This is a genomic window from Salinivibrio sp. VGrn1 (assembly GCF_009377995.1).
GTDB lineage: Bacteria > Pseudomonadota > Gammaproteobacteria > Enterobacterales > Vibrionaceae > Salinivibrio > Salinivibrio siamensis.
The window spans coordinates 80,225-105,773 of sequence record NZ_SATA01000005.1; the positions used below are offsets into that span (position 1 = coordinate 80,225).

At 52.4% G+C, this 25,549-nt stretch carries 24 protein-coding genes; 15 read left to right on the forward strand and 9 right to left on the reverse strand.

Translation table 11 applies throughout. From position 1 onward, the window contains the following. Position 1: 1 nt before the first annotated feature. Complete coding sequence (nfuA, locus tag EHW56_RS09295) at positions 2 to 661, reverse strand: Fe-S biogenesis protein NfuA (RefSeq protein WP_152795962.1); 660 nt, start codon at positions 659 to 661, stop codon at positions 2 to 4. Positions 662 to 697: 36 nt separating this feature from the next. Beyond that, complete coding sequence (locus EHW56_RS09300; RefSeq protein ID WP_077666391.1) at positions 698 to 1,429, reverse strand: ComF family protein; 732 nt, start codon at positions 1,427 to 1,429, stop codon at positions 698 to 700. A 39-nt stretch (positions 1,430 to 1,468) separates the two neighbouring features. Here EHW56_RS09300 and bioH point away from each other — a divergent pair, with 39 nt between their 5' ends. The 3 genes from bioH to EHW56_RS09315 all read left to right on the forward strand — a co-directional run bounded on the left by bioH (position 1,469) and on the right by EHW56_RS09315 (position 3,244). Beyond that, entirely contained in the window at positions 1,469 to 2,248 is a 780-nt protein-coding gene (gene bioH / locus EHW56_RS09305) for a pimeloyl-ACP methyl ester esterase BioH (protein ID WP_152799613.1), read from the forward strand. A gap of 98 nt (positions 2,249 to 2,346) precedes the next feature. After that, positions 2,347 to 2,706 carry a hypothetical protein gene (locus EHW56_RS09310; protein WP_077485933.1) on the forward strand — a complete coding sequence of 120 codons (360 nt, stop codon included), beginning with the start codon at positions 2,347 to 2,349 and terminating at the stop codon, positions 2,704 to 2,706. Between the two features lie 64 nt (positions 2,707 to 2,770). Continuing rightward, positions 2,771 to 3,244, forward strand: coding sequence for a hypothetical protein (locus tag EHW56_RS09315; RefSeq protein WP_077456781.1), 474 nt, complete (start codon positions 2,771 to 2,773; stop codon positions 3,242 to 3,244). Between the two features lie 57 nt (positions 3,245 to 3,301). Here the strand turns inward: EHW56_RS09315 and EHW56_RS09320 are convergent, their stop codons facing one another. Then, positions 3,302 to 5,599: a Tex family protein gene (locus tag EHW56_RS09320; RefSeq protein WP_152799611.1), complete on the reverse strand. Its 2,298-nt coding sequence runs from the start codon at positions 5,597 to 5,599 to the stop codon at positions 3,302 to 3,304. Positions 5,600 to 5,689: 90 nt separating this feature from the next. Next, positions 5,690 to 6,184: a transcription elongation factor GreB gene (gene greB / locus EHW56_RS09325; RefSeq protein WP_046074656.1), complete on the reverse strand. Its 495-nt coding sequence runs from the start codon at positions 6,182 to 6,184 to the stop codon at positions 5,690 to 5,692. Between the two features lie 221 nt (positions 6,185 to 6,405). Between greB and ompR the strand changes: the two genes are divergently transcribed. The 3 genes from ompR to EHW56_RS09340 all read left to right on the forward strand — a co-directional run bounded on the left by ompR (position 6,406) and on the right by EHW56_RS09340 (position 8,945). Beyond that, positions 6,406 to 7,122 carry a two-component system response regulator OmpR gene (gene ompR / locus EHW56_RS09330; RefSeq protein ID WP_046074657.1) on the forward strand — a complete coding sequence of 239 codons (717 nt, stop codon included), beginning with the start codon at positions 6,406 to 6,408 and terminating at the stop codon, positions 7,120 to 7,122. Between the two features lie 2 nt (positions 7,123 to 7,124). Next, positions 7,125 to 8,450 (forward strand): two-component system sensor histidine kinase EnvZ, encoded by a 1,326-nt coding sequence (gene envZ / locus EHW56_RS09335; protein ID WP_152799607.1) that lies wholly within the window; start codon positions 7,125 to 7,127, stop codon positions 8,448 to 8,450. A 99-nt stretch (positions 8,451 to 8,549) separates the two neighbouring features. Then, positions 8,550 to 8,945 (forward strand): GntR family transcriptional regulator, encoded by a 396-nt coding sequence (locus EHW56_RS09340; RefSeq protein ID WP_046074659.1) that lies wholly within the window; start codon positions 8,550 to 8,552, stop codon positions 8,943 to 8,945. Here EHW56_RS09340 and recG read toward each other — a convergent pair. The 5 genes from recG to gmk all read right to left on the reverse strand — a co-directional run bounded on the left by recG (position 8,930) and on the right by gmk (position 14,969). Next, positions 8,930 to 11,008: an ATP-dependent DNA helicase RecG gene (gene recG, locus EHW56_RS09345; RefSeq protein WP_046074660.1), complete on the reverse strand. Its 2,079-nt coding sequence runs from the start codon at positions 11,006 to 11,008 to the stop codon at positions 8,930 to 8,932. The genes EHW56_RS09340 and recG overlap by 16 nt on opposite strands. Positions 11,009 to 11,047: 39 nt before the next feature. After that, entirely contained in the window at positions 11,048 to 11,749 is a 702-nt protein-coding gene (gene trmH / locus EHW56_RS09350) for a tRNA (guanosine(18)-2'-O)-methyltransferase TrmH (protein ID WP_077666395.1), read from the reverse strand. 82 nt (positions 11,750 to 11,831) lie between these two features. Continuing rightward, the gene (spoT, locus tag EHW56_RS09355) at positions 11,832 to 13,931 is read right to left on the reverse strand and encodes a bifunctional GTP diphosphokinase/guanosine-3',5'-bis pyrophosphate 3'-pyrophosphohydrolase (RefSeq protein ID WP_046074662.1); all 2,100 of its coding nucleotides are present in this window, start codon (positions 13,929 to 13,931) and stop codon (positions 11,832 to 11,834) included. A gap of 27 nt (positions 13,932 to 13,958) precedes the next feature. Further along, positions 13,959 to 14,231 carry a DNA-directed RNA polymerase subunit omega gene (gene rpoZ, locus EHW56_RS09360; protein ID WP_046074663.1) on the reverse strand — a complete coding sequence of 91 codons (273 nt, stop codon included), beginning with the start codon at positions 14,229 to 14,231 and terminating at the stop codon, positions 13,959 to 13,961. A gap of 114 nt (positions 14,232 to 14,345) precedes the next feature. Then, the gene (gene gmk / locus EHW56_RS09365; RefSeq protein WP_152795953.1) at positions 14,346 to 14,969 is read right to left on the reverse strand and encodes a guanylate kinase; all 624 of its coding nucleotides are present in this window, start codon (positions 14,967 to 14,969) and stop codon (positions 14,346 to 14,348) included. Positions 14,970 to 15,276: 307 nt separating this feature from the next. On the opposite strand from gmk, the gene EHW56_RS09370 reads away from it, so the two are divergent. The 9 genes from EHW56_RS09370 (at position 15,277) to EHW56_RS09410 (ending at position 25,462) form a co-directional block, all read left to right on the forward strand. Beyond that, a complete protein-coding gene (locus tag EHW56_RS09370; protein ID WP_069361956.1) occupies positions 15,277 to 15,786 on the forward strand; it encodes a sigma-70 family RNA polymerase sigma factor in 510 nt (169 codons plus the stop codon). Positions 15,787 to 15,789: 3 nt separating this feature from the next. Beyond that, entirely contained in the window at positions 15,790 to 16,716 is a 927-nt protein-coding gene (locus tag EHW56_RS09375; protein ID WP_152795951.1) for a DUF4880 domain-containing protein, read from the forward strand. Positions 16,717 to 16,795: 79 nt separating this feature from the next. Continuing rightward, positions 16,796 to 19,768 (forward strand): TonB-dependent receptor, encoded by a 2,973-nt coding sequence (locus EHW56_RS09380; RefSeq protein ID WP_152795949.1) that lies wholly within the window; start codon positions 16,796 to 16,798, stop codon positions 19,766 to 19,768. Between the two features lie 93 nt (positions 19,769 to 19,861). Further along, on the forward strand, positions 19,862 to 20,590 hold the full coding sequence (locus EHW56_RS09385; protein WP_152795947.1) for a Slam-dependent surface lipoprotein: 729 nt from the start codon (positions 19,862 to 19,864) through the stop codon (positions 20,588 to 20,590). 58 nt (positions 20,591 to 20,648) lie between these two features. Continuing rightward, positions 20,649 to 22,103 (forward strand): surface lipoprotein assembly modifier, encoded by a 1,455-nt coding sequence (locus tag EHW56_RS09390; protein WP_152799605.1) that lies wholly within the window; start codon positions 20,649 to 20,651, stop codon positions 22,101 to 22,103. A gap of 86 nt (positions 22,104 to 22,189) precedes the next feature. Continuing rightward, a complete protein-coding gene (gene exbB, locus EHW56_RS09395; protein WP_077649610.1) occupies positions 22,190 to 23,026 on the forward strand; it encodes a tonB-system energizer ExbB in 837 nt (278 codons plus the stop codon). A 4-nt stretch (positions 23,027 to 23,030) separates the two neighbouring features. Beyond that, on the forward strand, positions 23,031 to 23,462 hold the full coding sequence (locus EHW56_RS09400; RefSeq protein WP_069361951.1) for a biopolymer transporter ExbD: 432 nt from the start codon (positions 23,031 to 23,033) through the stop codon (positions 23,460 to 23,462). Further along, positions 23,459 to 24,334, forward strand: a complete 876-nt coding sequence (locus EHW56_RS09405) for an energy transducer TonB (RefSeq protein WP_152799603.1) — start codon at positions 23,459 to 23,461, stop codon at positions 24,332 to 24,334. Before EHW56_RS09400 ends, EHW56_RS09405 begins: the two co-directional genes overlap by 4 nt. 210 nt (positions 24,335 to 24,544) lie before the next feature. After that, positions 24,545 to 25,462 (forward strand): phytanoyl-CoA dioxygenase family protein, encoded by a 918-nt coding sequence (locus EHW56_RS09410; RefSeq protein ID WP_152795938.1) that lies wholly within the window; start codon positions 24,545 to 24,547, stop codon positions 25,460 to 25,462. Positions 25,463 to 25,549: the final 87 nt, after the last annotated feature.

The window sequence follows — 25,549 nt, forward strand, 5'->3', positions numbered from 1 at the left end:
CTTAGTAGTAAGAGTGATCGCCACGGGCATGCTCGGTGACATCACGCACGCCGTTTAACTCACCGCTGAATTCGGCCAGCAACTGCTTTTCGATCCCTTCTTTTAAGGTCACGTCTACCATTGAGCAGCCATTACAACCGCCACCGAATTGCAAAATCGCCACCGCGTCATCGGTGATTTCAATCAAGTTCACATGGCCGCCATGGCTGGCAAGCTGTGGGTTAACTTGGCTTTGAATCACGTAATCAACCCGCTCCATCAAGGGGGCATCGGAGGCGACTTTACGCATTTTCGCATTCGGTGCTTTCAGCGTCAGCTGTGAACCCATTTTATCGGTGACAAAGTCGATTTCCGCTTCGTCTAGAAATGGCAGGCTCATCTCATCGATAAAGGCAGAAAAGCCGTTGAACTTAAGTTCGGTATCGCTGCTTTCTATCGCTTCGGGTGGGCAATAAGAAACACCGCACTCGGCGTTTGGCGTGCCTGGGTTAACCACAAACACGCGAATATTGGTGCCCTCGGGCTGCTGCTCAAGCAGCTTCACAAAGTGGCTTTGTGCATTTTCTGAAATATTGACTTCTGACACGACAAATACCTGACTAATCCAGTGTGTTTTATACAGTGTACTCCGGTTTGCGTTGGCTATCACCCCTTGAAGCATGTGGCTACTTTATGAGCATGGATAGCACGCTTTCCGTTAGGGTAGATCGGTACGTGCTAAACAGTAAATATCGATCGTTTCTGCTCCCGCACGGCGTAATAATCGGCACAGTTGTGACACCGTTTGTCCAGTCGTGACCACATCATCAACAATCGCCACATGCGAACTTGGCAGCTCGCCCCTGATCGCAAACGCATGTTTCAGATTAGAGAGCCGCGCCTGTCGGCTTAAACCTTGTTGTGGCGCAGTATGGCGATGTCGGACTAACACGTTATCGACAACTTGAGTATCAAGGTGGTCGGCCAGCGCCCAAGCTAAATGCACACTTTGATTAAAGCCGCGTTGCCAGCGACGCCGCCAATGGAGAGGGACAGGAAGCAGCACGGGAGCGGGGTGAAGGATACGCTCGCTTAACTGACGTGCAAAGGGCAAGGCCAACTCGAAGGCCTGCTGGTATTTGAATGCATGGACAAGTTGCGGCAAGGGATCATGGTAAGCGCTGATGGCAAACAGGTGATCCCACGCCGGTGGGTGGCTCAGGCAGGCACCGCATCGCGCTTGGGAGTCGGTCACCGGCAAACCGCAACACTGGCAAAGATGATATTGATAGTGGGCGTCCCAGCATGCGTCGCAACACAAAGCCTGTGTGGCCCCCACCGACGTGGTCGCCAGTGATAAGTGGCAAACAGGGCATTGCAAGGGCAAGATCTTGCCTCTCCAATGGGTCAGCCAACGCGTCAAGCGCCGTGGGTTGATTGCTGGTATCATAGGCACCTTGATTGAAAAGCAACCAAGGCAGTGTAAAGCATGGCGTTATGTGATTGGCAATCTTATGGTCAAGGCCCCGATCTGGTTCTCATTCACGGCTGGGGGATGAACAGTGCTGTTTGGTCGCTGTTACTGCCTTACCTGACCGCGCATTACCGTGTTCACTGTGTTGACCTACCAGGTTTCGGCCTCAGCGCCCACCAACCGGATCTTAATATAGAGAAACTGGCACAAGTGTTGCTTAAAGAATCACCAGCGCATGCAACTTGGATCGGTTGGTCGCTGGGCGGGTTAGTCGCCACACAGGCGGCATACTTATCGCCACAGCGTATGAGTGGTTTAGTCACCGTGGCCAGTTCACCCAAGTTTGTTGCAGAGCCAGGATGGCGCGGAATCAAGCCGGCAGTATTGACCGACTTTGCCGACCAACTTGAGCGTGATTTTTCGCAAACGGTGGAGCGCTTCATGGCGCTGCAAGCCATGGGATCACCCACGGCGAGAAAAGATGTGAAAGCGCTCAAACAAGCGGTGTTTTCGCGGCCGGCGCCCGACCCTCGTGCTTTGGCAGATGGATTGTCGATGCTGGCAAACACGGATCTGCGCCAGCAGTGTGAGGCGATTTCCGTGCCGTGGCTGCGGTTATACGGGCGGCTAGACGGTTTGGTGCCTGCGTCGGTGGCGGAAGCGGTGTCTGCGTTAGCGCCTCATTCGCAATGTGCGGTATTGGCACACAGTGCTCATGCCCCCTTTGTGACGGAGCCTGACGAAGTGGTGGACAAGCTACTTGCCTTTTTAGGCACAAACTTGCCGCCCAAATAGTGTGCGCGGATCGTTTTTTGGTAGAATTGACTAAATCCTGTCATGGTTCTGCCGATAAGTTAACTATGTCACTTGCTCTGACATTAGGAGAGACCATAATGAACGTAGGTAACGTTGGGCAGTCTCAGGCGTATCATCAACAAACGATGAAGCCAAAAGCGCCGACACAACCGCAACAAAATGCGGACAACGCGGCCAAAGACACGAAAACAGCCAAGGCGGCTGAGACGCTTTCCGCTGCCGAGGCAGCAAAAGAAAGCAAAGATGTGAAAGCAGCGAAAAACGCTGAAGGTGTTAAAAAGCCAGAAGAGAAATCATCGGTTGAATCCTTTACCTATGGTGCGTTGGGCATGGACCACCCGGACAAAGTGAAAGAAAACGATGATGCGGCCTATGGTGCGGGACAATTTTTGTCTGCGCTGGGCACAATAGGTACCATACTTGCGGTTGTCGTCTAAACTATAAGGAGACGAGGCCGCACTGACAATTAGGCCTTCAGCTGATGTTGGGAGGTAGCATCAGATGAATATATCGCCAGCAAGCGTCAGTATCCCAACTGTCGCGCCATCGGTGAACCCGCCAACTGAACAAGTTGCGCGGGATAATCGCATGCGCGAAAAAATTGTCCCTACCAAGCAAGCCCCAGAGCCAGAACACGGCAAAGCGGCGACCGATCAAGGTAAGCAGCTCGGCCGCTCATCCTGGGATCCGTCACAGCACCCTAATTATTCGCTCGACTACAGTCGCGAGTCCTTGTCCGACGCTGATTACGACGGCGCTAATATTGCTGGGCGTGTTGATGCCATGGCACGTAATGAGCCTGGAGAGCAAGCACGCAAAGACAACGGCTACCCCTTGGGGTTGAAAATGCCGGAAGAGGTGCTGGAGAAAGTTGAAGAGCTGAAAAGGTTCGAGCAAACGCGTGCGGTGGTTGCCATGCGTTATCAGCAAGCAACCGTGGCGAACATGCCCTCAGAAGTGCTGATTGTGATATAAGTGGTGTCCATGATGCCACGATGAAAAAGCCCCACGATGTTGCGTGGGGCTTTTTGGTTAGGAGCGCTTGGCGCGGGCAAAGGCATCGGCCATGCTGCCCATTGCGGCGGGTTTGTCCTGGCGCTTTTTCGGACTTTTGTCACGCGGTTTAGGGGCGGCTGCTGAGGGTTCGCTGGCGGCTGGGGTATCGTCGAGGCGCATCGATAACCCAATTCGCTTGCGCGGCGCATCCACCTCCATGACTTTCACTTTCACCACGTCACCGGCTTTGACCACGTCGCGTGGATCGCTAATAAAGCGGTTTGATAGCGCGGAGATGTGTACGAGGCCGTCTTGGTGAACGCCGATATCGACGAACGCACCAAAGTGCGTGACATTCGTGACCACGCCTTCGAGTTGCATACCTGGTTTTAAGTCACTGATTTGATTGACGCCCTCGGCAAAGGTTGCGGTTTTAAACTCAGGGCGCGGATCGCGGCCGGGTTTGGCCAGCTCGTTCAATACATCGGTGACGGTGATTTGGCCAAAGGTGTCATCCGCGTAGTCACTGGCGGTTAAGCTTTGTAATAAGCCCGTGTTACCCACTAAGGCATCGATGGCCTTGCCAGTCTTTTGGGCGATATGTTTGACCAATGGATAGGTCTCTGGGTGGACACCCGAGCGGTCAAGCGGGTTGGCGCCATCCATTACCCGTAAAAAGCCAGCGCATTGCTCATAGGCTTTGGGGCCAAGACGCGGCACCTTCAGCAAGGTTTTACGATCGCCAAATCGACCATTTTCATCGCGAAAGGCAACAATGTTTTGCGCCATGGTTTGGCTAAGGCCTGCCACCCGGGTGAGCAGTGGTGCGGACGCGATATTTAAATCAACCCCTACGGCGTTCACACAGTCTTCCACCACGGCATCGAGCTTTTTGGCAAGCTGACTTTGAGAGACATCGTGCTGATACTGACCGACGCCAATCGATTTAGGATCAATTTTAACCAGCTCGGCGAGGGGGTCTTGCAAGCGACGGGCAATGGAAACCGCGCCACGTAGTGAGACATCGAGATCGGGAAACTCATTGGCTGCCAGCTCTGACGCCGAATAAACCGAGGCACCGGCTTCACTGACCATCACGGTTTGAATGCTTAAGTCGGCTTGCTTGAGCATGGTGGTGACAAAGTGTTCCGTTTCACGTGAGGCGGTACCATTGCCGACGGCAATCAAGTTCACGCCATGGCGATCAATAAAACGGCGCAGGGTTTTGCTTGCCCCTTCAATATCGTGTTTAGGCGCGGTGGGATAAATCGTGGCGGTGTCGAGCAGTTTGCCCGTGCCATCCACCACCGCCACTTTACAGCCGGTACGTAGGCCTGGGTCTATCCCCATGGTGCAGCGAGGGCCAGCCGGTGCAGCCATCAATACATCTTTTAAGTTCGCCGCAAACACATCAATGGCATCATTTTCCGCGCGCTCTTTCAGATTGGCCATGAACTCGGTCTCGAGGTGCATCAAGATTTTTACCCGCCACGCAAAGGCAATCACCTGCTTGCGCCAACGGTCAGCCGGTGCGGTGCCTAAAGACAGCTGGTAATGCTGAGCAATCATGGTCTCGCACACGCTTTGCTTGCTGTCTGGTGCTTGGTCGGGATCAGCAACCAGTGCCAGCTGTAGCACGCCTTCATTGCGACCACGAAGCATGGCTAAGGCACGATGAGACGGTACTTTGGCGATTGGCTCTTGGTGAGCAAAGTAGTCTTTGAACTTGGCACCGGCTTCTTCCTGGCCAGCAACCACGGTGGCGCGCAGCACCGCGTATTGCTTAAGGTATTGGCGCAGCGTCTCTAATAAGCTCGCATCTTCGGCAAGGCGCTCCATCATAATGGCGCGGGCCCCCTCGAGTGCCGCTTTGGTGTCGGCGACGCCCTTTTCAGCATGGATGTATTGCTCAGCAAGTGTGTCAGGGTTGTGTGAGGCGTCTTGCCATAAGGCCTCAGCCAAGGGTGCTAGGCCGGCCTCAATCGCAATTTGGCCTTTGGTTCGGCGCTTGGGTTTGTAAGGCAGATAGAGATCTTCTAAGCGGTTTTTACTCTCGGCAGCGAGAATATCGCGGCGCAAGCTCTCGGTCAGTTTGCCTTGCTCGTCAATCGATTTGAGGATGGTGTCGCGCCGGGTATCCAATTCGCGCAGATAGACCAATCGCGTTTCTAGGGTACGCAACTGCGAGTCATCCAGGCCCTGAGTCGCTTCTTTACGATAGCGAGCGATAAAAGGGACAGTGTTACCATCGTCAAGCAGCTCAACCGCTGTCTTAACTTGACCTGGTGCGACATTGAGTTCGTGCGCCAGGGTTTGTGTAATGGATGTGTGCATGTGTTTCCTTTTCTCTACAAGCACGGCAGGGGATACCCTGCCAAGGGATAGCATTTTTGACCGCGATGGAGGCGAAGGTTCCCTCCGTGATTACTGAGCGTCGGTGTCATTGGGCTTTGGGTAGGTAATGGTATTCACAAACCACTGCTTTTCACCTTCAGGGGTTGAGACCACCACTTCGTCATCAACGGCTTTTTTTAATAGCGCCCGCGCCATGGGGGCATCGATAGAAATGTAATCTTTGCGTTCATAAATCTCATCAGGGCCTACGATTCGAAATTGCTTGGTGTCGCCGGCTTCGTTTTCAATTTCCACCCAGGCGCCAAAAAAGACCCGTCCTTCTTGCTCGGGCGCGTAATCAACAATAGTTAAGTCATTGAGGCGTTTGCGCAGATAGCGAACACGGCGGTCTATTTGGCGTAACAAACGTTTGTTGTAGGTGTAGTCGGCATTTTCTGAGCGATCACCCAAACTGGCGGCCCAGCTGACAATTTTGGTCACTTCTGGGCGCCGTTCGTGCCACAGGTAATCGTGCTCGGCTTTGAGCGCGTTAAACCCTTCTCGGGTCACCAATTTGGTTTTCACGTTACCTCTCCTTTCGCTAGCCATTCGGCGTCGCGCGATATAACCTTGTCCAGGAAAGTACAAGAAGCGGGCAAACTTGTCGAGGCAACACTCGGTAACAATTTACCCCTCGCTTGGCGGCAGACAAACACGCGGTCTGAAAGAGAACTGTGGCAAAATTCAGTATGATATAAGTGACGGTCAATCCATGGCCGGGCAACGATCAGCATTGAGGGCTTAGCATGCAAGAGAACTATAAAATTCTAGTGGTGGATGATGATATGCGTCTGCGCTCGCTACTGGAACGCTACCTGACCGAGCAAGGTTTTCAGGTGCGTAGTGTGGCCAATGCCGAGCAAATGGATCGCTTACTCGCGCGTGAAGCCTTTCACCTGATGGTACTGGATCTGATGTTGCCGGGTGAAGATGGCCTGTCTGTGTGTCGCCGTTTGCGTCAAGCGAATAACCAGTTGCCGATTTTGATGCTGACCGCCAAGGGCGATGAGATTGACCGCATTGTTGGCTTAGAGGTGGGTGCCGATGATTACTTGCCCAAGCCTTTTAACCCGCGTGAACTATTGGCGCGGGTACGGGCGGTATTGCGCCGGCAGACCATTGAAGCGCCAGGCGCGCCGAGTGCAGACTCAACCACGGTGACCTTTGGCGAGTTTCGCCTCAACTTGGGCACGCGAGAAATGTTTCGCAATGATGAGCCCATGACGCTTACATCTGGCGAGTTCGCGGTGCTTAAGGCCTTGGTCACCAATGCGCGAGAGCCTTTGTCACGAGACAAGTTGATGAACATGGCGCGTGGCCGTGAGTATTCGGCGATGGAGCGCTCGATTGATGTACAAATCTCGCGTTTGCGTCGGATGATAGAAGAAGACCCGAGTAAACCGCGTTACATTCAAACCGTATGGGGGCTCGGCTACGTATTCGTGCCGGATGGAGAGGTATAGCGATGCGGATGTCACCGCGGACTAACTTTGCACGTACCTTGTTTATCTTGGCTGGCTTATTAATTGCCAGCCAAGTTTTTTCTTATCTAACCATCGTTAATTATGCCTTGCTGCCCAGTTTGCAGCAGTTCAACAAGATCCTCGCTTTTGAAGTACGCTTGATGCTGGAAGAAGACTGGTATCTTAAGGATGGTGAAGTCCTTCACCTGGGTGAACCCGTGCGGCGGCAATTGTTGGAGCAGATTGGGGTCACCTTGCATGCGCCCAACAGTGAGCCTGCGGCGGCGTTTAAAGACGCCATGGAAATTGATTATTTAAGCGAGCATATCAGCGAGGAATTGGGCACCCAAACCGAAGTGCGCTTGGTCAGTGGTGAAGACAGTTACGTGCTGTGGCTGAAGTTTGACCAGATTGACGATTTTTTAATGCGGATCCCGCTATCGGAACTGCATCAAGACGACTTTGCGCCTTTATTTCAATACAGCTTAGTGATTGCCCTGTTGGTGATTGCGGGCGGGTGGCTATTTATCAAGATGCAAAACCGTCCGCTTGTGGCACTTGAGCGCGCGGCGTTAGATGTGGCAGATGGCCGTTTTCCCGATCCTGTCCCACCACGAGGGGCATCAGAAATTCAGGCGGTGACGGTCGCGTTTAATAAAATGTCAGCCGGTATACGCAAGTTGGAAGAAGATCGCGCCTTGCTGATGGCGGGCGTCAGCCATGATTTGCGCACGCCACTGACGCGCATTCGCCTTGCCACTGAAATGATGTCATCGGATGACGCCTATCTGGCCGATAGCATTACCGAGGACACCGAAGAGTGTAATGAAATCATCAACCAGTTTATGGACTACTTGCGCGCTGTGCAGCAGCAAGACCCTGATCCTGTCGACTTGGCGAGTATTTGCCGCGATGTGGCGAGTAATCAGCAACAAATGGGGGTCGATATTGATCTCGACTTAGGGGCATTGCACGGAGAGCTATTTGCTAATTCGGTAGCGTTAAAGCGTGCGGTGACTAACTTGGTGGTTAATGCGGTGCGATACGGTCATGGCTGGGTCCGTCTCGGTTGTGGCAGCAATGCCGATCACACCTATCAGTGGGTGGAAGTGGAAGACAATGGCCCAGGGATCGATGCCAACTTAGAAAACTCGCTATTTCAACCCTTTACACGCGGCGACACCGCACGCGGTAGTGAAGGGACAGGCTTAGGGCTGGCTATCGTCAAACGCATTGTGGAACAGCTCCATGGTGATATTCGTCTTTCTTCACGAACCGAAGGTGGGCTGAGAATTCAAATGACGTTTCCCGTGGGCAATAAAAAATAACCCCTCGTGTGCGTGTGACCACGTTTTTAGCGGCGGAAGTCGCGGAATGCGGGCGTTAGGCCATACTGTCATAGAGATTCAATACACTGGGAAAAGGCTATGCGTTTATCGCTAGACAGTCAGGATCCGACGCCTAAATTTCAGCAGCTTATTGACCAAATTCAACGGCAAATTGCCAGTGGTACACTTTATCCGGGGGCGCGCCTCCCCTCGGTGCGGCAATTGGCCAAAACACTGGCGATGAACCCAATGACGGTATCGCGCAGCTATCAGCAATTGGTTGAAGACGGGTGGCTAGAGCGCTTGCCCGGCGTGGGTATGCAGGTCAGTGATGCCATGCGTCCTGCTGAGCCAGAGCAACGTCTGCAATATGTTGAAGCAACGCTGGCGCAATTTATTCATGCGACCAGCGAAGCAGGCTACAGTAAGTCAGAAGCCATGGCGCTGATCATGACCCATTGGGAGCGTTATAGCGGTGATCAGGCGTTGGAGTAATGGGTTTTATGCCCCAGCCAGCGGCGAATAATCGCATCCGCATGTTGTGGGTAATGTTGATGGATATGGGTCGCCAGTTTTTGTACTTCAGGGATCAGCGCTTGGTCTCTCACCAAGTCGGCGATTTTAAATTCGGCCAAGCCCGTTTGCCGAGTCCCCAATAGTTCACCCGGCCCGCGGATTTCGAGATCGCGCTGGGCGATAACAAAGCCATCATTACTGTCGCGCAGTACCCCCAGCCGCTGACTCGCGGTTTTAGATAAGGGTGCATGATACAGCAGCACACAATGACTGGCGACTGCGCCTCGGCCGACACGGCCACGTAACTGGTGCAACTGTGCGAGCCCCAGCCGTTCTGGGTTTTCAATGATCATTAAACTGGCATTGGGCACATCGACCCCCACTTCAATCACAGTGGTCGCTACCAATAACTGCAGTTCGCCTTGCTTAAAAGCGTCCATCACCGCTTGCTTGTCCGTCGCTTTCATTCGCCCGTGAACCAAACCAATTTCCAGGTTGGGTAGGGCGTCTTTGAGTGCGGTGGCCGTGTCTTCGGCGGCTTGCGCTTCTAAGGCGTCGGACTCTTCAATCAAGGTGCATACCCAATACGCTTGTCGACCGGCGGCACAGGCGGCACTGACGCGGGCGATGATATCGTCACGGCGGGTGTCGGGGACGGCAACGGTTTGAATGGGGGTACGACCTGGGGGTAACTCATCAATCACTGAGGTTTCTAAATCGGCATAGGCGGTCATCGCCAAGGTACGAGGAATGGGGGTCGCGGTCATGATCAACTGGTGTGGATGCGCACCTTGTTGCTCGCCTTTTTCACGCAGCGCAAGACGCTGATGAACGCCAAAGCGGTGTTGCTCATCAATAATCACCAGTGCTAAGCGGTGGAACCGGACACTGGCTTGAAATAACGCATGAGTACCGACCACCATTTGTGTTTTGCCATCGGCAACTTGTGCCAGGGTGTCTTCGCGTGCTTTTCCTTTTAACTTGCCAGCCAGCCAACCAACCTGAATCCCCAATGGCTCAAGCCACTGGGAAAAGTTGGTGGCGTGTTGCTCGGCCAAGAGCTCGGTCGGTGCCATCAATGCCACTTGATGGCCTTGCTCAATCGCTTGCAAGGCAGCGAGGACGGCCACCAAGGTCTTACCCGCGCCGACATCCCCTTGCACGAGGCGCATCATTGGAAATGGTTTGGCCAAATCGGCACTGATCTCGCTCACCACTCGGGTTTGTGCGCCGGTGGGAGTGAAAGGCAGGTTATCTAAAAGACGCTGTCCCAGTGACTGACTGGGCGCGAGTGCAAACCCTTTCACTTGCTGTGCCTGGTGGCGCACAGACAGCATCGACAGGTGCTGGGCAAGGAGCTCTTCAATGATTAAGCGCCGCTGGGCGGGATGTTGACCGGTTAATAGATCCTCTAGCGCGGTATCTGGCGGCGGGCGATGTAATAGGTGCAACGCCTCGCGCAATGAGAGTTGTCGATCGTACAAGCCCTCGGGCAGCAGCTCGTCGACGCCACTTTTATCCAGCAACGCCAGCGCTTGATCGGTCAGGCTGCGCAGGGTCGCTTGGCGCAGCCCCTCCGTGGTGGGATACACGGGGGTCAGGGTTTCTTCCATCACCAATTCGGTGGGCTCAGAAAACACCTGATACTCGGGGTGAATGATCTCCAGCCCGTGCTTTCCGCGTTTGAGTTCGCCGTAGGCTTTCACTTGCTTGCCGACCGCTAAACTGTTTTTCATCGCGGCATTAAAATTGAAAAACCGTAGTGTTAACGCGCCGCTGCCATCTTGCACCCGGACGGTGAGCATCCGGCGGCGACCAAATACGGTATCGTTGTGGGTGATCTCACCTTCGATAGTCGCATGTTGGCCAGGTAAGAGGCTAGCGACCGGCCAGACACGGGTGCGATCTTCATAGCGATAAGGCAGGTGAAACAACACGTCCTGCACTGTATGCAGGCCAACTTTTGCCAGTTTTTCTGCCATCTTGTTGCCAACACCGCTTAAGGTATCGACAGTAACGGCACTCAGCATGGAAGATCGCATCCGTTTCTCTATTTGGTTAGCGCTGGCTATTGTACATGACTACCGTGCGTGTTTAGCCGCTTGCATCTGTGCCCACCACGCCTCGTCCGCCACGATTTGACCATGTTCATCTAAAGGCGGATAAGGCAAACCTTTTTGTTTTGCCACCCGGGCAAGTACCGGATGGCCGCGCTCGAACAAAATGTGGTGGACCTCGTGTTCGGGTAAGCGGGTTTTATCCTGTTGATACATGCCAGCCGCTTGGCGCTGGCGCTGTGCTTCGTACAAAATCAAGGCACTGGCGACTGACACATTAAGTGACTGTACCATACCCACCATAGGAATGAGGATGTCTTGGTCTGCTTTATCCAGTGCTTCGCGACTGATGCCTTGTTTTTCTTGCCCCAGCACGATGGCAGTCGGACGGGTGTAGTCAATCTCGCGAAAATCGACCGCGGTATCCGATAAGTTGGTGACTAACACCTGCATCCCTTGGGCTTGCATGGTATCAAACGCTTCTTCCGTGGTGTTGTGAGTCACCACATCTATCCAGTTGCGTGAACCGGCCGATGTGCCCCCGAGGGTGCGCATCTTGGTGCCTTCTGGCCACACGGCATGCATGCGATGAATCCCCACAGCGTCGGCAGTGCGAATGATAGCGGAAATATTATTGGGTTTATGAACTTGCTCCATGCAGACAGTGAGATCAGGCTGGCGTTGGGCCAAGACCTGATGAATGCGTTCAAAGCGTTCAGGGGTCATGATTCAATTCCGTAAATGGCAGACGAAAAACAAATGCGCCCGCCAAAAAGGACGGGCGACGGGCAATAGTGTATTGAGGCGATCAGTTTTTCTGGCGGCTAACCTTCACCACGTTAGGCATCACCCGCAGGCGGCGCATGATATTGGCTAGGTGCACTCTGTCTTTGGTCGTTAGGCGAACAAAGATAGTGTACAAGCGGCCATCGCGCTCTTCGGTGGTTAGCCCTTGGATATTGGAGCCGGTTGATGCAATGGTATTGGTTAAATCTGCCAGCGCCCCTTGATGGTTTTGCATATCCACACGCACCCGTGTGCTGAACTCTTGTTCAAAATCATCCGCCCACTCGACGGGCATATATTTGTCCGGCTCTTGGCGGTGACCACGGATGTTGGCACAGGTCTCACGGTGGATAACCAAGCCTTTACCTGGGCTGACATGGGCAATGATCGGGTCACCTGGGATTGGACGACAGCAATTGGCATAGGTGACCAAGATACCATCGGCACCACGGATAGGCATTTTGCCCTCGGTGGGGGCCGCCGGGTCTTGATCTAGCAAGCGACGTGCGATCACCACGCTCATGAGTTCGCCAAGGCCAATCGACGCGAGTAAGTCGTCGCTGGTTTTCAGCTTTAAGTCACTCAGTACTGCCTCAACCCGTTCAGGGTTGATATCCGGCAGGTTTTGCTCTCCAAGCGCATGATTGAGCAGACGACGCCCTAAGGTCACCGACTCTTCACGGCGCATGGTTTTCAGCACTTGACGAATTTTCGTCCGGGCCCGTGCAGTCACCACATAGTTAAGCCAAGCCGCGTTGGGGCGCGCGCCGGGTGCGGTGATAATCTCTACTGTTTGACCATTTTTGAGCGGCTGACTTAGCGGGTAAGGTTGACGGTTAACCCGCGCCCCGACACAGGTATTGCCCACATCGGTATGGACGGCATAGGCAAAGTCGACCGCGGTGGCATCGACAGGGAGCTCGACAATCCGCCCTTTGGGGGTAAAGACGTACAGCTCATCGGGGAAGAGATCCGACTTGACGCTCTCAATAAATTCAAACGAGCTACCGGCGCTTTGTTGGAGCTCAATAATGTTTTGCATCCAGCGCTGCGCCCGTTTCTGTGCGGTGGTGCCAGAGGGCCTGTCGGCACCGCTTTTATACGCCCAGTGTGCCGCGACCCCTTTGTCGGCCATTTGATCCATGTCTTCGGTACGAATTTGTACTTCCACCGGGACACCATGTGGGCCAATCATCGAGGTGTGCAGTGATTGATACCCGTTGGCTTTAGGCACCGCGATATAGTCTTTGAGCCGGCCTGGGCGTGGCTTATACAAGTTATGCATTTGCCCTAGCACGCGATAGCAGGTATCAAGATCACCCACAATCACTCGAAACGCGTATAAATCCATGATGGTATGGAAACGCTGCTCTTTATTCTTCATCTTGTTATAGATGGAGTAGAGGTTTTTCTCTCGGCCCAGCACACGGGCGTTAATCCCGGCATCTTCCAAACGACCTTCAATTTCCGCATGGATTTTTTGGATCATCTCTTTGCGGTTCCCCCGCGCTTGCGCGATCACCTTTTTAAGGACGCGGTAGCGATTAGGGTACAAGGCCTCAAAGCCGAGCTCTTCAAGCTCCACTTTTATATTATGGATACCCAAGCGGTGGGCGAGAGGGGCGAAGATTTCTAGCGTTTCACGGGCAATACGGCGTTTTTTGTCTGGGCGGAGGGCGCCCAAGGTACGCATATTGTGGGTGCGGTCACTCAGTTTTATCAGGATCACGCGAATGTCATGGGCCATCGCCATGACCATTTTGCGAAAGTTCTCGGCTTGGGCTTCTTTACGGTCGCGAAATTTAAGCTTATCAAGCTTAGAGACGCCGTCGACCAAGTCAGCCACCACATCACCAAAGCGTTGCTGCAGATCGTCTTTGGTCACCTCAGTGTCCTCAATGACATCATGCAGCAATGCCGCCATCAGGGTTTCACAGTCCAAGCGCATTTCCGCCAAGATCCGTGCCACCGCGATGGGGTGAATGATATAAGGTTCGCCGGTTGAGCGAGTTTGCCCGTCGTGGGCATCCCTGGCTACTAGGTAGGCTTGCCGAAGCGCTTCAAGCTGTGACTCCGGCAAATACTGGCTAGCAACTTCTTTCAGGCTATCAAATAGATACAAACGGCCTGTCCCTGATAAATGCAGCGTTTAACGTTGACCCGAAATGGTGCTTACCGCGGCCATTTCAGCGGCTTCTTGCTCTTGCTTTTCCTGACGCTCACGCGCGTCGAGGACTTCTTTGTTGATCAGTCCTTCTTCAACTTCACGCAAAGAGATCACTGTGTACTTGTCGTTTTCTTCTGCGACGAGGGCATCTTTGCCACCCGTTTGCATTTGACGGGCGCGGCGAGCCGCAACCAGAACGAGATCGAAGCGGTTACCAATTTTTTCAACGGCGTCTTGAACAGTTACGCGTGCCATGAAGTACTCCAGCTATGTCATCAATAGGTCATTCAAAATGACCGAAAAGTATACAAAAGGCCGCGACCTATTGCCAGCGTTGGCTGGGGCAATGGCCACGTCTCAATGTGGTGGTTAGTCAGCCAACAGTTCGTCGATCATTGCATGATACTTGCTGGCTTGTTTGGCTTGTGCCATCCGCTCGGCACGGATGATGGCCTTAATATCCATCAATGCGACATCAAAGTCATCATTAATAATCAGGTAATCATAATCAGCATAGTGAGAGATCTCGGAGCGTGCTTCCTGCATGCGTTGCGCAATCACTTCCTCACTGTCTTGGCCACGTGTCGTGAGGCGTCTTTCTAACTCTTCACGGCTTGGTGGCAAAATGAAAATACTCTTGCTGTTCGGCATTTGCTGACGAATTTGCTCAGCGCCTTGCCAATCGATATCGAGAAAAATATCGACACCATTATTAAGCATTTTTTCAATCCATACGCGCGAGGTGCCGTAATAATTGCCAAACACTTGTGCGTGCTCTAAGAACGCTTCCTGTGCAATCAGTGACTGAAATTCTTCCTCGGAGACAAAATGATAATGCACACCGTTTTCTTCACCAGGACGCATAGCGCGCGTCGTGTGAGACACAGACACTTTCATGTCATAGCGAGGGTTATCATTCAGCAGCGCTGAAATCAGACTAGATTTGCCCGCGCCACTTGGGGCGGAAACAATGTAAAGCGTACCTTGGCTCATGGATTGATCACTTTCACTGGCTGACGCCCATCCGCAGTATAGCGTATACGTACAGGCGTCGATCGACGAATAGATAGTTGTTCCCCGTGGGAGGCGCGCAGGGTAGCACGAACCGGCGGGGATTTGAACGCTAGAGCGTGAAGTTACTGACTCGATACACGCGTGCGCGATTGCCGGTGTGACACAAACTGTGCGCTGAGTCGATAAAGCATGGCTCTATCTAGAACATGCTTGCATATACGCAATTATTAATGATAATTGTTAGCGTTTGTATTTAGTGGTCGATTAGATGTAGGGAGCACATTCAATGATAGGGAGTCAGCAGGCGTTACATCAGGGTGTTACCTCGCTGTATGTGTCACATCAGCGCTGGCTTTCGGGCTTTATTCAGCGACGAATGGGTTGCCCGTCAACGTCGGCAGATTTAGTTCAAGACACCTATTTGCGTTTGCTTAACTCTGGCCGTTTGCCTGATACAGACAGTGCGCGTGCTTACCTTACCCATATCGCCAAAGGCTTGATCATCGATTGGTATCGCCGTCGTCGCGTTGAGCAAGCTTACTTAGACTATCTGCAAGCGCAGCCAGAACTCATGGCCAGCTCGCCCGAGCAACACCAACAAACCATGGAAGCCTTGGTGGCGGTTGATGCGTTATTAGGGCATTTACCGGTCAAGGTGCGGCAGGCTTTGCTGATGCGCCAGCTCGAGGGAATGAGCTATAAAGACATCGCAAAGGCGCTTTCTGTCTCGGTTTCCTCGGTAGAGAAATATGTTGCCAAGGCACTGGCTGCCTGTGTACTCGCCGCGCAAGAGTGATTCATGATGTCGTCTTTATCACCTCATGTGGTTGAGCAAGCGGCACAATGGATGGCCCGTATGTGGGCGGACGATGTGTCTGAGCAGGATAAACAAGCGCTATCACAGTGGCGACGTGCTCACCCTCATCATGAAAAGGCATGGCAAGCGCTGGAAGGTGTGCAATCCCAGCTTCAGGATGTCTCGGGACATCATTCGGTCTTATTGCGACAAAGTGGCTTGTCGCGCCGGCGGTTTTTGGTGCTCGGTGGCATTGGTATTGGCGCAGGGTGCTTATTGGCATGGCGCTCCAATGCGCAGCGTTACGAACAGGGCGTTGCCTTGGCAAGCCGAGTCGGGGAACTTAAGCAGTTCACCTTGCCGGATCAGAGTCGTATCGCGCTAAACACAGATTCGCGGGTGTGGGTCGATTATCAAGGCGGGAAAAAACAGATTTTCCTTGAGCGCGGTGAAGTGATGCTCGAGGCGGCATCGCCTTTATCGGTTCTCACCGCCCATGGTCAGGTGTGGGTTGAGGAGCAAGGCCAGCTTGCTGTGCGCCAGTTTGCGCGCTTCAGTGCCATACAATTGTTATCGACCAACGCGCGTATTCAGCCGTATCAGGGTCAACTGCGTCACATTCCCGCCGGGCATTCGGTGCAATGCACAGCCAATAAGGTGCAGCATCTTGCACCTTTAGAAACTCACGCGGTGAGTTGGTTGGAGCAAAAACTTGTGGCTGAACGCATGCCGCTTTCGGCGCTGGTTGAAGAGCTCTCACGGTATTTCTCAGGCTGGTTGCGCTTAGATGCACAACTGAATGATCTAACCGTGACGGGGGTATTTTCCACCCGTAATATCCAGCAAACGCTGGCGAATTTAGAAACCATTCTGCCTATTGCCCTGCGCTTTCGTACTGCGCTCTGGGTGCAAATTATTCCAGCCCAATAAAAAATGACACTCATCTTTACGGATCTCACGCCTTCGTTCGGTGTATCGGTTAGTTCATTCACTTAAGTGGAGCCGTATTGTGAAACTGCAGTCATCGATATTGTGTCTATCGTTAACCTTGGGCGTGCCTTTTTATTCCCCCGTTTATGCCCAAACAGACACGGTAAATACCTACCAGATTCCCGCCGGAGAGCTTGATGCGGTATTAAAAGCCTTTGCGCTGGCATCGGGTATCGAATTTCATCTGGATGCGCGTTTGTCCGAAGGTTTTTACAGTGCGGGGCTCGACGGACAGTTTACTCCAGAGCAAGGCCTCAACACCCTGCTGACCAGTACGGGGTTGACGGCACACCGACAAGCCGATGGCAGCTATCAAATTACCGACAGCACAGAGTCGCTGACGCTCGATACCCTAGATGTGTCGTTTTCGGAAGGGGAGATTAGTCGCGATGAAGCGGGTAAATATGCTGTTTACGATGACAACCGGTCAACGGTGTACGCGGGCAAAAAAGAGGTTGAGCGATATAAAGGTAAAGATGCGGCTGATCTCTTTAAAGGTATGCCCAATGTGTACAGTGGCGATGCGCGCAACGGCGGAGGCATTGACCCAAATATTCGTGGTGTCCAAGGGCCGGGTCGTGTGCCTGTTCTCATTGATGGTACAGAGCAAGGGCTGACTGTCTGGCGTGGCTATCGCGGTGTCTCGAATCGCAGCTATATTGATCCCAACTTAATTGGTGGTGTGCAGGTCATCAAAGGCCCCAATACTGTGGCGAATGTCAAAACATCCACAGGCGGCGCGGTGGTCGTCAATACCCTCTCTGCGCAAGATATTTTGCTGCCGGGAAAAGACTTTGGCGGTGAGTTCTTGATTGAAGGTAGCAACAATGCGGTTGCGCCCACGTTAGGGACCTTATACACAGGGCAAGACTATCGAGAAGTCGACGGGTTTCCGTCCACGCCGCAATACCCTTACGCCGATCCTTCGCTTTGGCAGCCGATGAGCCACAACAAGAACAACAATCCTTTCTCGGGGGATGACTACGCTTACCGTCTTGCGCTGGCGAAACGGGGCGAAAGCATGGAATGGTTAGCTGCTTACGCTTATCGCTATAAAGGCAATTATTATGGGGGCAAACATGATAGTGGTTTTTATAAAAGCGGCGATTCGAAAGAAGCCTATATGACCAAGATCGATCCAGAGACCTTGGCGCTGCGCCATCTGCCGGGCGCGGAAATTCCCAATACGTCCAGCGAAACCGAATCTGTGTTGCTGAAAAGTACATTCCTTTTCGAGGGCGCGCAGCAATTGAGCCTTGGTGCGCGCTACACCGATGCCGAGTATGGTGAAATCATGGCGAGCCGCTCTGGCGACTTAGTCGATGGCAATAAAATGGCGCAATGGCCACTTAGCCAAGTACGAGCGCAAGCTTATAACCTTGATTATCATTGGTCGCCAAAGGACCCTTGGATTGATTTAACGGCCAAGTTATGGACCACCTACACCGTCAGTGATACCAATACCCGAGGTGGGTTTCCTAACTATGCCAATAACCATGACCTGTTACCGGGCTACAGCACCCTGTTGCGCAATACTGCTGCGTCCAATGCAAAAGATAGCCGTATTGGCCTGAATATCAGCAATACCATGGCGTTCAGTGACACCTTATCTATGACTGCCGCAGGACGATACCAATACCGAGAGCAACGTTCTGATGATACTTATGATGCGAACAAAGCCGATGGTTGGGTGCACTTTCCACAAGAAGGGACCTATCAAGAATTTGATGCCAGCTTACAAGCCACTTGGCAGCCACATACCCAATGGACGCTTAACGCTGGTGTGAAGTTTCAAGGCTTTGATGTTAAAGATGACTTCCTTGCAGCGCGCCAAGCCGAAGGGGGCGATACCCTGTTCATGCAGCAGGCTGTCTCACCGGGGCTTGAAGCCAGCTATAAAGTGCGAGTGTTCCTGAGTGAGGCTGAAATTCAGGCGATACTGGACAGTTATCGTAGAATGCTGGAGGATTTTGGGTTCCCTGAGAGCCAGATATTGGCTGATCTTGCTGAAGAAGAAGCCAAGCTGCGCGAAGAAGGTCAAATTGAAGAGCGCACACAAGCTTGGTTACATGATGGAAACGGTAAATATAGCCGTGCGCAAAACCCCTGTGACCCCGCTAATGGACTATTACCAGACAACTACATTGAAGGGACGTGTCGTGCGACCAATCAATTGAATACCAAAGTGAACATGCGTCCCAAAACACACGATCACGGGCAGGGTTGGTCACCGTTTGCCTCCGTGGCATTTTCTCCCACGCCGCAAGACCGTATTTACTATCGCTACAGCCAAATGTTGCGCTTTCCAAGCCTCTTTGAAAGCACACTTAGCTTTTCCGCGTTAAATAATGCGTATACCAGCCTCAAACCCGAAGCAACCGTGAATCACGAGTTAGGCTACATTCATCATTTTACTCACGGTGATCTGAAACTGGCTTACTTTCACCACCTCACTGAAAACGTGATCGAGCGAGATGACATGCTGCGCTTTAGCAATATTGATTCGCAGACGCTGGCAGGATTGGAGCTGCAAGCGAACTACGATGATGGTGATTGGTTTGCCGATTTAAATGGCGCTTACATGCTCACCAATAAAGTCTGTGATGAGAGCTCCGTCGTCACACGTTATCGCCCCGACGAGCCAGAATATTACCGCAATTGTCTGTTTGGCGGTTTTCCTGGTGGATATTTAGAATCGCAAGTCCCCCCAGCGTGGTCGACGTCACTGCAACTGGGCCATCGCTTTTTCAATCGTCAGTTAGAAGCTGGGATCAAAGGCGCGTACCTTGCTAAAGCCAAGTCAGATGAGGTGGTCCAGCGCGACGATACCTTAACGTTTGATGCATTTGCCAATTATCAGCTATCACGCCACATCGCGCTTGAAGTCGTAGGGACCAATTTAACCGATGTCTACCACATTGACCCACTGGTGCGTTCCAGTGTACCGGCGCCAGGGCGCACTATTAAATTGATGCTAAAAGCAAAATTTTAACGACGCGGTTACGGGTTTGCCTGAACTAAACGGTAAAGAGGATGAAGCAAATAATTTGCTGGACGTTGAAATCATTTACCTAGGAGTCACATTATGCCTTACAAAACCGTCGTGATAGCACTAAGTGCCATTTTAACTACCACATCTGCTTTGGCTGATATTGTTGGCACACAAAGCGATGACGCCAACATTGAAGTCGGCACATCCAATGTGCCTTTTGGCCCCCATACAATGGGTAAGGCGGGGATTGGTAATGACAACCGTATCTCCTCGAAATTCAAAGTGGACTTTGAAGGGTTGACCCGTGCCAGCAGTACCCAAAAGCAAGGCGACATTTACACCAATGGCACATCACATGCCGGGGATGCGGGAGTGTTTAACTTTGCGCAGGCCGGTGCGGGCGACGTGTGGTTTGGTGAATGGTCGCAAGACTTTGCCGGTAATGGTCAAGATCGCAGTGTGTATTATGCGGGCGATAACACCCAAACGAGTCTGCCCACGTCGGGCACGGCATCTTATGCAGTGACTGGCTTGAACCGCTTTACTGGCAATAATGCGTTGACTGGTGAGTTTAACGCAGACTTTTCCGCTAAAACTGTTCGTGGCACCATCAGCAATGCTGCGATGAAACTAAGCATTGATGCAGGTATTGATGCGAAAACTGCGGCGTTTGAGGGTAAAGCGGTTGCTTTACATGGAGGTCAAGGGGTTAAAGGTGCTACACAAGGCCATTTCTTTGGTACAGACGCCGCAGCCCTTGCTGGGATTGCAACCTTTGCCGACCGCGATCTAAATACCGCCTTTGGTGGCACCAAAAAATAGCGTTTATTTTTTATGATGCAGAGGCGATGTGCCTCTGCTTTTTATTTGCGGGTGTTGCATGCGGTTTTATTTACTCGTCGGCGTTATTAGCTTGATGATCACGCCCACATTGGTATTCAGTAGCCAATCCGAAACAGACCTTCGTATTGAACAGCGTCAGAGACAACAACAAAAACAATCGGAAGACAAAGCGCTGGCAGAGGCCGATTTAGCACTGCCCAGCACACCATCATGGCATGTTCCTTTGGAAACATTGGATGTGAATGCATTGGGAAGAGCGCTCTACCAAGCGATACAGCAACACGCTTGGGATAGGGTGGCTGAAGGACTGCCTTACTATCAAACATTACCCGGCCACGATGCGATGTTAATCCTTTATGCCAAGGGGGGCTTAGCCCGACAGGCAGGAAACCTCGCCCAAGCCGAGCATTTCTATCAAGCTCTACTTAAGCTTAAGCCTGATTTTTTACTGGCGCAGTTATCATTAGCGCGCGTGTTATTTGAAGATTATCAAAGCCGGGAGGCTAAACAGTACTTTGAGGCTATCGCGACAAGCATTGCTGGTATGCCTCACGCAGCTGGTGTTCAGCGAACCGTCTCGGCCTATTTACAAGCACTGTCTTTGCGTCAGTCATGGCAAGGCTCGTTGGCGATTGGGCCTGAGTATCACACCAATATCAATAAAACGTCTCACAGTGAAACCTGTTTGCTATCGGTGGCTACAGGGTGTGCTTACGTACGAAAAACGCCGGACGCGATTGCCAGTTATGGCTGGGGAGCCACGCTCTCGGCAGCAAAAACATGGGCTGTATCTGGTCATCATCATGGCTTTATCCGTGGTATGGCATATGGTGCGGATTACGATAAAAACGATACCTATAACCAGTGGGACACCCAGTGGCTGATTGGGTATCGGTATCAAAATGCGGCGAATCAACTCTCAATAGGCCCCTTATTGGAAGGCACTTGGCAAGGAGGCTCTTGGATCTCCCATAGCTTTGGCGTCAACCTTGACTACTTACGTATCCTTACTCCTGCATCGACGTTTAAGGGAACGGTTGTCAGCAAAGATATCCGTTATCAAGGCGCACAGCTGAAGGCGCTGTCGGGGCAGGAAACCTATTTGTCCGCAACATGGTTCTCTCAGCTTCATCCCAACTGGTTAGCTTTTATCGGTGCAAACTACACGGATAGCCAAAGTGAGGATACTGTCTTTGACTGGCACAGCCTAGGAGGACGAGTCGGAGTGAGTTTTCAGCCGACGCCCGAACTCGATGGCCTGTTTAGTTATGCCTATCAAGATCGTAACTATCAAGAATACAACGCCATGTTGGGGGATAAGCGGCATGATATTCAACATACGCTGGTATTGAGTTTGCGCCTGCCTACGCTAACTGTGGCGGGTTTTTCTCCGGTGATCACAGGCCAGTATCATCAAACACGAAGCAATGTTGATTGGCTCTATAGCCATGATTACACGCGCATCCAAGTCCAGTTTGAAAAACAATTTTAAAAATTTTTACGGGTTTTCGTTATTCGTTCGGTATAGCGGGTAGATAACCGATATGGCGTATTACGCATGGATAATAAGGACTCAAAATGAAGCGATATTGGATAGGACTGGGGCTGTGGCTCTTGGTCATCACGGTGCATGTGCAGGCGAGTGAATCCACGGCACCTGCGGAGAGCGGGTCAGTGGTGACCGCTTCAGGCTCGCAGGCCACCCATTTGTCCGTTGATGCACTGTCTCCGCTCGGTATGTATCAGGCTGCGGATCCTATCGTTAAAGCGGTCATGCTGATATTGCTGGCGGCTTCCGGCGTGACATGGGCTGTACTCGTCACTAAGCAGTGGCAACTCGGTCGTGCACGTCGCCGCTTAGCGCCACTGGTGTCACTTTGCGCTCACGCTGAAAGCTTTGCGGCGGCCAAAGCGGCGGCATCATGTCATCAGGGCACTGGGCTGGCGTTTCTTAGTGCGGCGCAAACCGAGCTTGCCCTATCCGAACAAGTAGATGCAGTCAGTCAAGGCGTTAAAGAGCGGGTACAAGCACGGTTGGAGCGGGTACAGGTGGCACAGGCTAGCATGATGAATCGCGGCACAGGAGTGCTGGCATCGATCGGGTCCGTCGCTCCCTTTGTGGGACTGTTTGGTACTGTGTGGGGGATCATGAATGCGTTTATTGGCATTGCGCATACGCAAACGACTAATTTAGCCGTGGTGGCGCCCGGGATTGCTGAAGCCCTGCTGGCAACCGCTCTTGGCTTGGTCGCGGCTATCCCAGCTGTGATTGTGTACAACTATTTTACCCGTGCATTGGCTGCGTATCGTGCTCAAATGGGGGATTTAGCGGTGGCTATTTTGGTACTGGTGAGCCGCGATCTCGACAGTGAGCGCAATGCGCAAACTGAACTTGCGTGGCGACAGGCAGGGTAGAGAGATGAGCTTTCAATTTTCCTCGTCAGACCATGAACTACAAGAAAACCATGAGATTAATGTGACACCATTTATCGATGTGATGTTGGTGTTACTGATCATTTTTATGGTTGCGGCCCCGCTTGCAACCGTCAGCGTGCCGGTGGATTTACCCACCTCTTCGGCGAAGCCGAATGCATCGCCCAGTCAGCCTGTGTATTTGTCTGTAGGCTCTGGACAAATGCTGCAAGTTGATGAGCATCCTGCGTTCTCCCTTGAGGAAGCCAGTCAGAAGTTGCCTCAATGGGTGGCGAACAAACAAACCCGTTTATATTTGCGGGCCGATAAAACCTTGCCTTATCAGTCACTGTTGGAAGTCATTAATACGCTTAGTCAAGCGGGTTATCAGCAAGTCGGTCTGGTGGGCATTGCGCAGTCAGCATCGCGTTCCTCATGACGGTATTGGCTGGGTTGCCGCAAGGCTTTGAGTTAGACCGCACGCGAAAAGGCTGGTTAGTGGGGGCGGCAGTGAGCGTCAGTCTCCACCTTGGGGTGGCGATCGCGTACTTTTGGACACCGGCGCGCACGCTCGCACCGCCTCCCGCCGCGATGCCGATTGCCATTTCTGTCATCGCACCAGAGGTGTCAGCCCCAAAGGTGGAACAGCACGATGTGAAAGAGGGCAAACTGCAACGCGCCAGTCAGCCTGCTCATGCATCTGAGACGGTGCCGGAAAAAGTGATGTCGACGCCAAACGCGACGCCTGTGGTTCAAGATGAGAAAAACGCGCAAGTGCAAAAACAGCCGCAGTCTGTCCCACGTCCTGCCGAGGAGCAGCCTAAAGCGATAGAGACGAAAAAAACGGTTGAGACACACAAGGTGCAAACGACTGAGCCTCGCCCCAAACCAAAGGAAAGCCCCAAAACGTCACGTGCATCGTCGGTCGCGCAAGAGGCGAGCGCGCCGAAACATGTTGATGCGCCAACACACAGTGAAAAAGTGACAGGCCCAGCGCAAGGACAGCTAACCGTAAAGGGAAAGGTTGCGAAGTTGAATTGGCAGCGACGGGTTCACGCGCACTTGGCTTACTATAAGCGCTATCCTCGATTTGCTCGGAGACTCAAACAGCAAGGCTCGCCTCGGGTAACCTTTACCGTCAATCGCCAAGGCGAGGTGCAATCGGTCAAACTCCAAACCTCGAGCCGCTTTGAGAGTTTGGACGAAGAAGCTAAGGCGCTGGTACAGCGTGCGTCCCCGTTGCCGACGCCGCCAGATGCCTTGCCGGGCTCGACAATAACGGTTACTGTCCCTATTCGTTTTTCACTTTAAAAAGAAGAGGATATCTTTTGTCCGCGAGCATGGATGACAAAGGTTCACTCTCGATTGCTAACCTGTTAGGCTGCTCCCGAAACTCGCTTCGGGGTTGATTTCTATCGAGTCGCCCCGATGTGAAGCTGTATTCCACTCAATGCCCGTTTGGGCCCCAAAAAGAGAGAAGATATCACCAAAAAAACGAACGACATGAAGGAGGTGTCAATAATGGAAGGTACTCCCGATTTGTATCCCTCACGCGTCAATGGACAAGAAACGCTTTCCCCACGTCTAGACCCTGTTGTGTACGGTAGTGTGCAACCAGAGGTACCGCATAGCTTGAGCCAAGGTGATCTGGATGCGTTTGCGCATCAAGGCTTTCTGGTGATGGATAATTACATGCCGGAAATGGTGGCACCGCTTAAACGTGAAATCACCCGTTTACGCGATGATATGGCCGGCTATGAAGAGCTATATACCGAGCCGGATAGTGACGATCTGCGCACCATTTTTAAACCTTTTGCCTACAGTGATTTGATTGATCGCTTCTCACGCGATCCGCGCATTCTCAATAAAGTGCGGCAAATTTTGGGCTCGGACGCATATTTGATGCAATCGCGCGTCAATATTAAGCCTGCGTTTAAAGGCAAGTCGTTTCCTTGGCATTCTGACTTCGAGACTTGGCACGTTGAGGATGGAATGCCACGGATGCGAGCCGTGACCGTATGGCTGATGCTAACCGACAACACCGAGCACAATGGGCCTTTGTATGTGATCCCCGGCTCACACCATCACTATGCGTCTTGTGAAGGCAACACCGGCGAAAAAAACTATCAGCAATCGCTGAAAAAACAAATGCTGGGTGTGCCCAAGCCAGAGACCATGGAGGCATTGTTAGAAGACAATGGCATTGCCTCGGTAACGGGACAAGCCGGTACCTTGGTGTTCCATGATTGTAACTTGATGCATGGTTCACCCGATAATATCGCCAACGACCCACGCTCAATTTTAATGTTTGTCTATAACAGTGTGGAGAATAAACCGGTGACGCCCTTTAGTGGGTTGTCACCGCGCCCCCACTATTTATCCAATCCCGACCAACGCCCCCTGCAGGCGGTTGAGTCACTCTGGCCGCTAGCTTCCTAGCCCGACTAACGCCCACGTAGTTGTGGGCGTTTTTATTTTTTCTCTTTAAATCAGGGTTTTGCTATGCTGTCTCGATAATTGAACAAG

What these genes read in the sequence shown, in the direction of transcription:
- nfuA (WP_152795962.1), bottom strand. Translation starts at nt 661, where the DNA reads ATGCTTCAAGGGGTGATAGCCAACGCAAACCGGAGTACACTGTATAAA.
- EHW56_RS09300 (WP_077666391.1), bottom strand. Translation starts at nt 1,429, where the DNA reads ATGATACCAGCAATCAACCCACGGCGCTTGACGCGTTGGCTGACCCAT.
- bioH (WP_152799613.1), top strand. Translation starts at nt 1,469, where the DNA reads ATGGCGTTATGTGATTGGCAATCTTATGGTCAAGGCCCCGATCTGGTT.
- EHW56_RS09310 (WP_077485933.1), top strand. Translation starts at nt 2,347, where the DNA reads ATGAACGTAGGTAACGTTGGGCAGTCTCAGGCGTATCATCAACAAACG.
- EHW56_RS09315 (WP_077456781.1), top strand. Translation starts at nt 2,771, where the DNA reads ATGAATATATCGCCAGCAAGCGTCAGTATCCCAACTGTCGCGCCATCG.
- EHW56_RS09320 (WP_152799611.1), bottom strand. Translation starts at nt 5,599, where the DNA reads ATGCACACATCCATTACACAAACCCTGGCGCACGAACTCAATGTCGCA.
- ompR (WP_046074657.1), top strand. Translation starts at nt 6,406, where the DNA reads ATGCAAGAGAACTATAAAATTCTAGTGGTGGATGATGATATGCGTCTG.
- envZ (WP_152799607.1), top strand. Translation starts at nt 7,125, where the DNA reads ATGCGGATGTCACCGCGGACTAACTTTGCACGTACCTTGTTTATCTTG.
- EHW56_RS09340 (WP_046074659.1), top strand. Translation starts at nt 8,550, where the DNA reads ATGCGTTTATCGCTAGACAGTCAGGATCCGACGCCTAAATTTCAGCAG.
- recG (WP_046074660.1), bottom strand. Translation starts at nt 11,008, where the DNA reads ATGCGATCTTCCATGCTGAGTGCCGTTACTGTCGATACCTTAAGCGGT.
- trmH (WP_077666395.1), bottom strand. Translation starts at nt 11,749, where the DNA reads ATGACCCCTGAACGCTTTGAACGCATTCATCAGGTCTTGGCCCAACGC.
- rpoZ (WP_046074663.1), bottom strand. Translation starts at nt 14,231, where the DNA reads ATGGCACGCGTAACTGTTCAAGACGCCGTTGAAAAAATTGGTAACCGC.
- gmk (WP_152795953.1), bottom strand. Translation starts at nt 14,969, where the DNA reads ATGAGCCAAGGTACGCTTTACATTGTTTCCGCCCCAAGTGGCGCGGGC.
- EHW56_RS09370 (WP_069361956.1), top strand. Translation starts at nt 15,277, where the DNA reads ATGATAGGGAGTCAGCAGGCGTTACATCAGGGTGTTACCTCGCTGTAT.
- EHW56_RS09375 (WP_152795951.1), top strand. Translation starts at nt 15,790, where the DNA reads ATGATGTCGTCTTTATCACCTCATGTGGTTGAGCAAGCGGCACAATGG.
- EHW56_RS09385 (WP_152795947.1), top strand. Translation starts at nt 19,862, where the DNA reads ATGCCTTACAAAACCGTCGTGATAGCACTAAGTGCCATTTTAACTACC.
- EHW56_RS09390 (WP_152799605.1), top strand. Translation starts at nt 20,649, where the DNA reads ATGCGGTTTTATTTACTCGTCGGCGTTATTAGCTTGATGATCACGCCC.
- exbB (WP_077649610.1), top strand. Translation starts at nt 22,190, where the DNA reads ATGAAGCGATATTGGATAGGACTGGGGCTGTGGCTCTTGGTCATCACG.
- EHW56_RS09400 (WP_069361951.1), top strand. Translation starts at nt 23,031, where the DNA reads ATGAGCTTTCAATTTTCCTCGTCAGACCATGAACTACAAGAAAACCAT.
- EHW56_RS09405 (WP_152799603.1), top strand. Translation starts at nt 23,459, where the DNA reads ATGACGGTATTGGCTGGGTTGCCGCAAGGCTTTGAGTTAGACCGCACG.
- EHW56_RS09410 (WP_152795938.1), top strand. Translation starts at nt 24,545, where the DNA reads ATGGAAGGTACTCCCGATTTGTATCCCTCACGCGTCAATGGACAAGAA.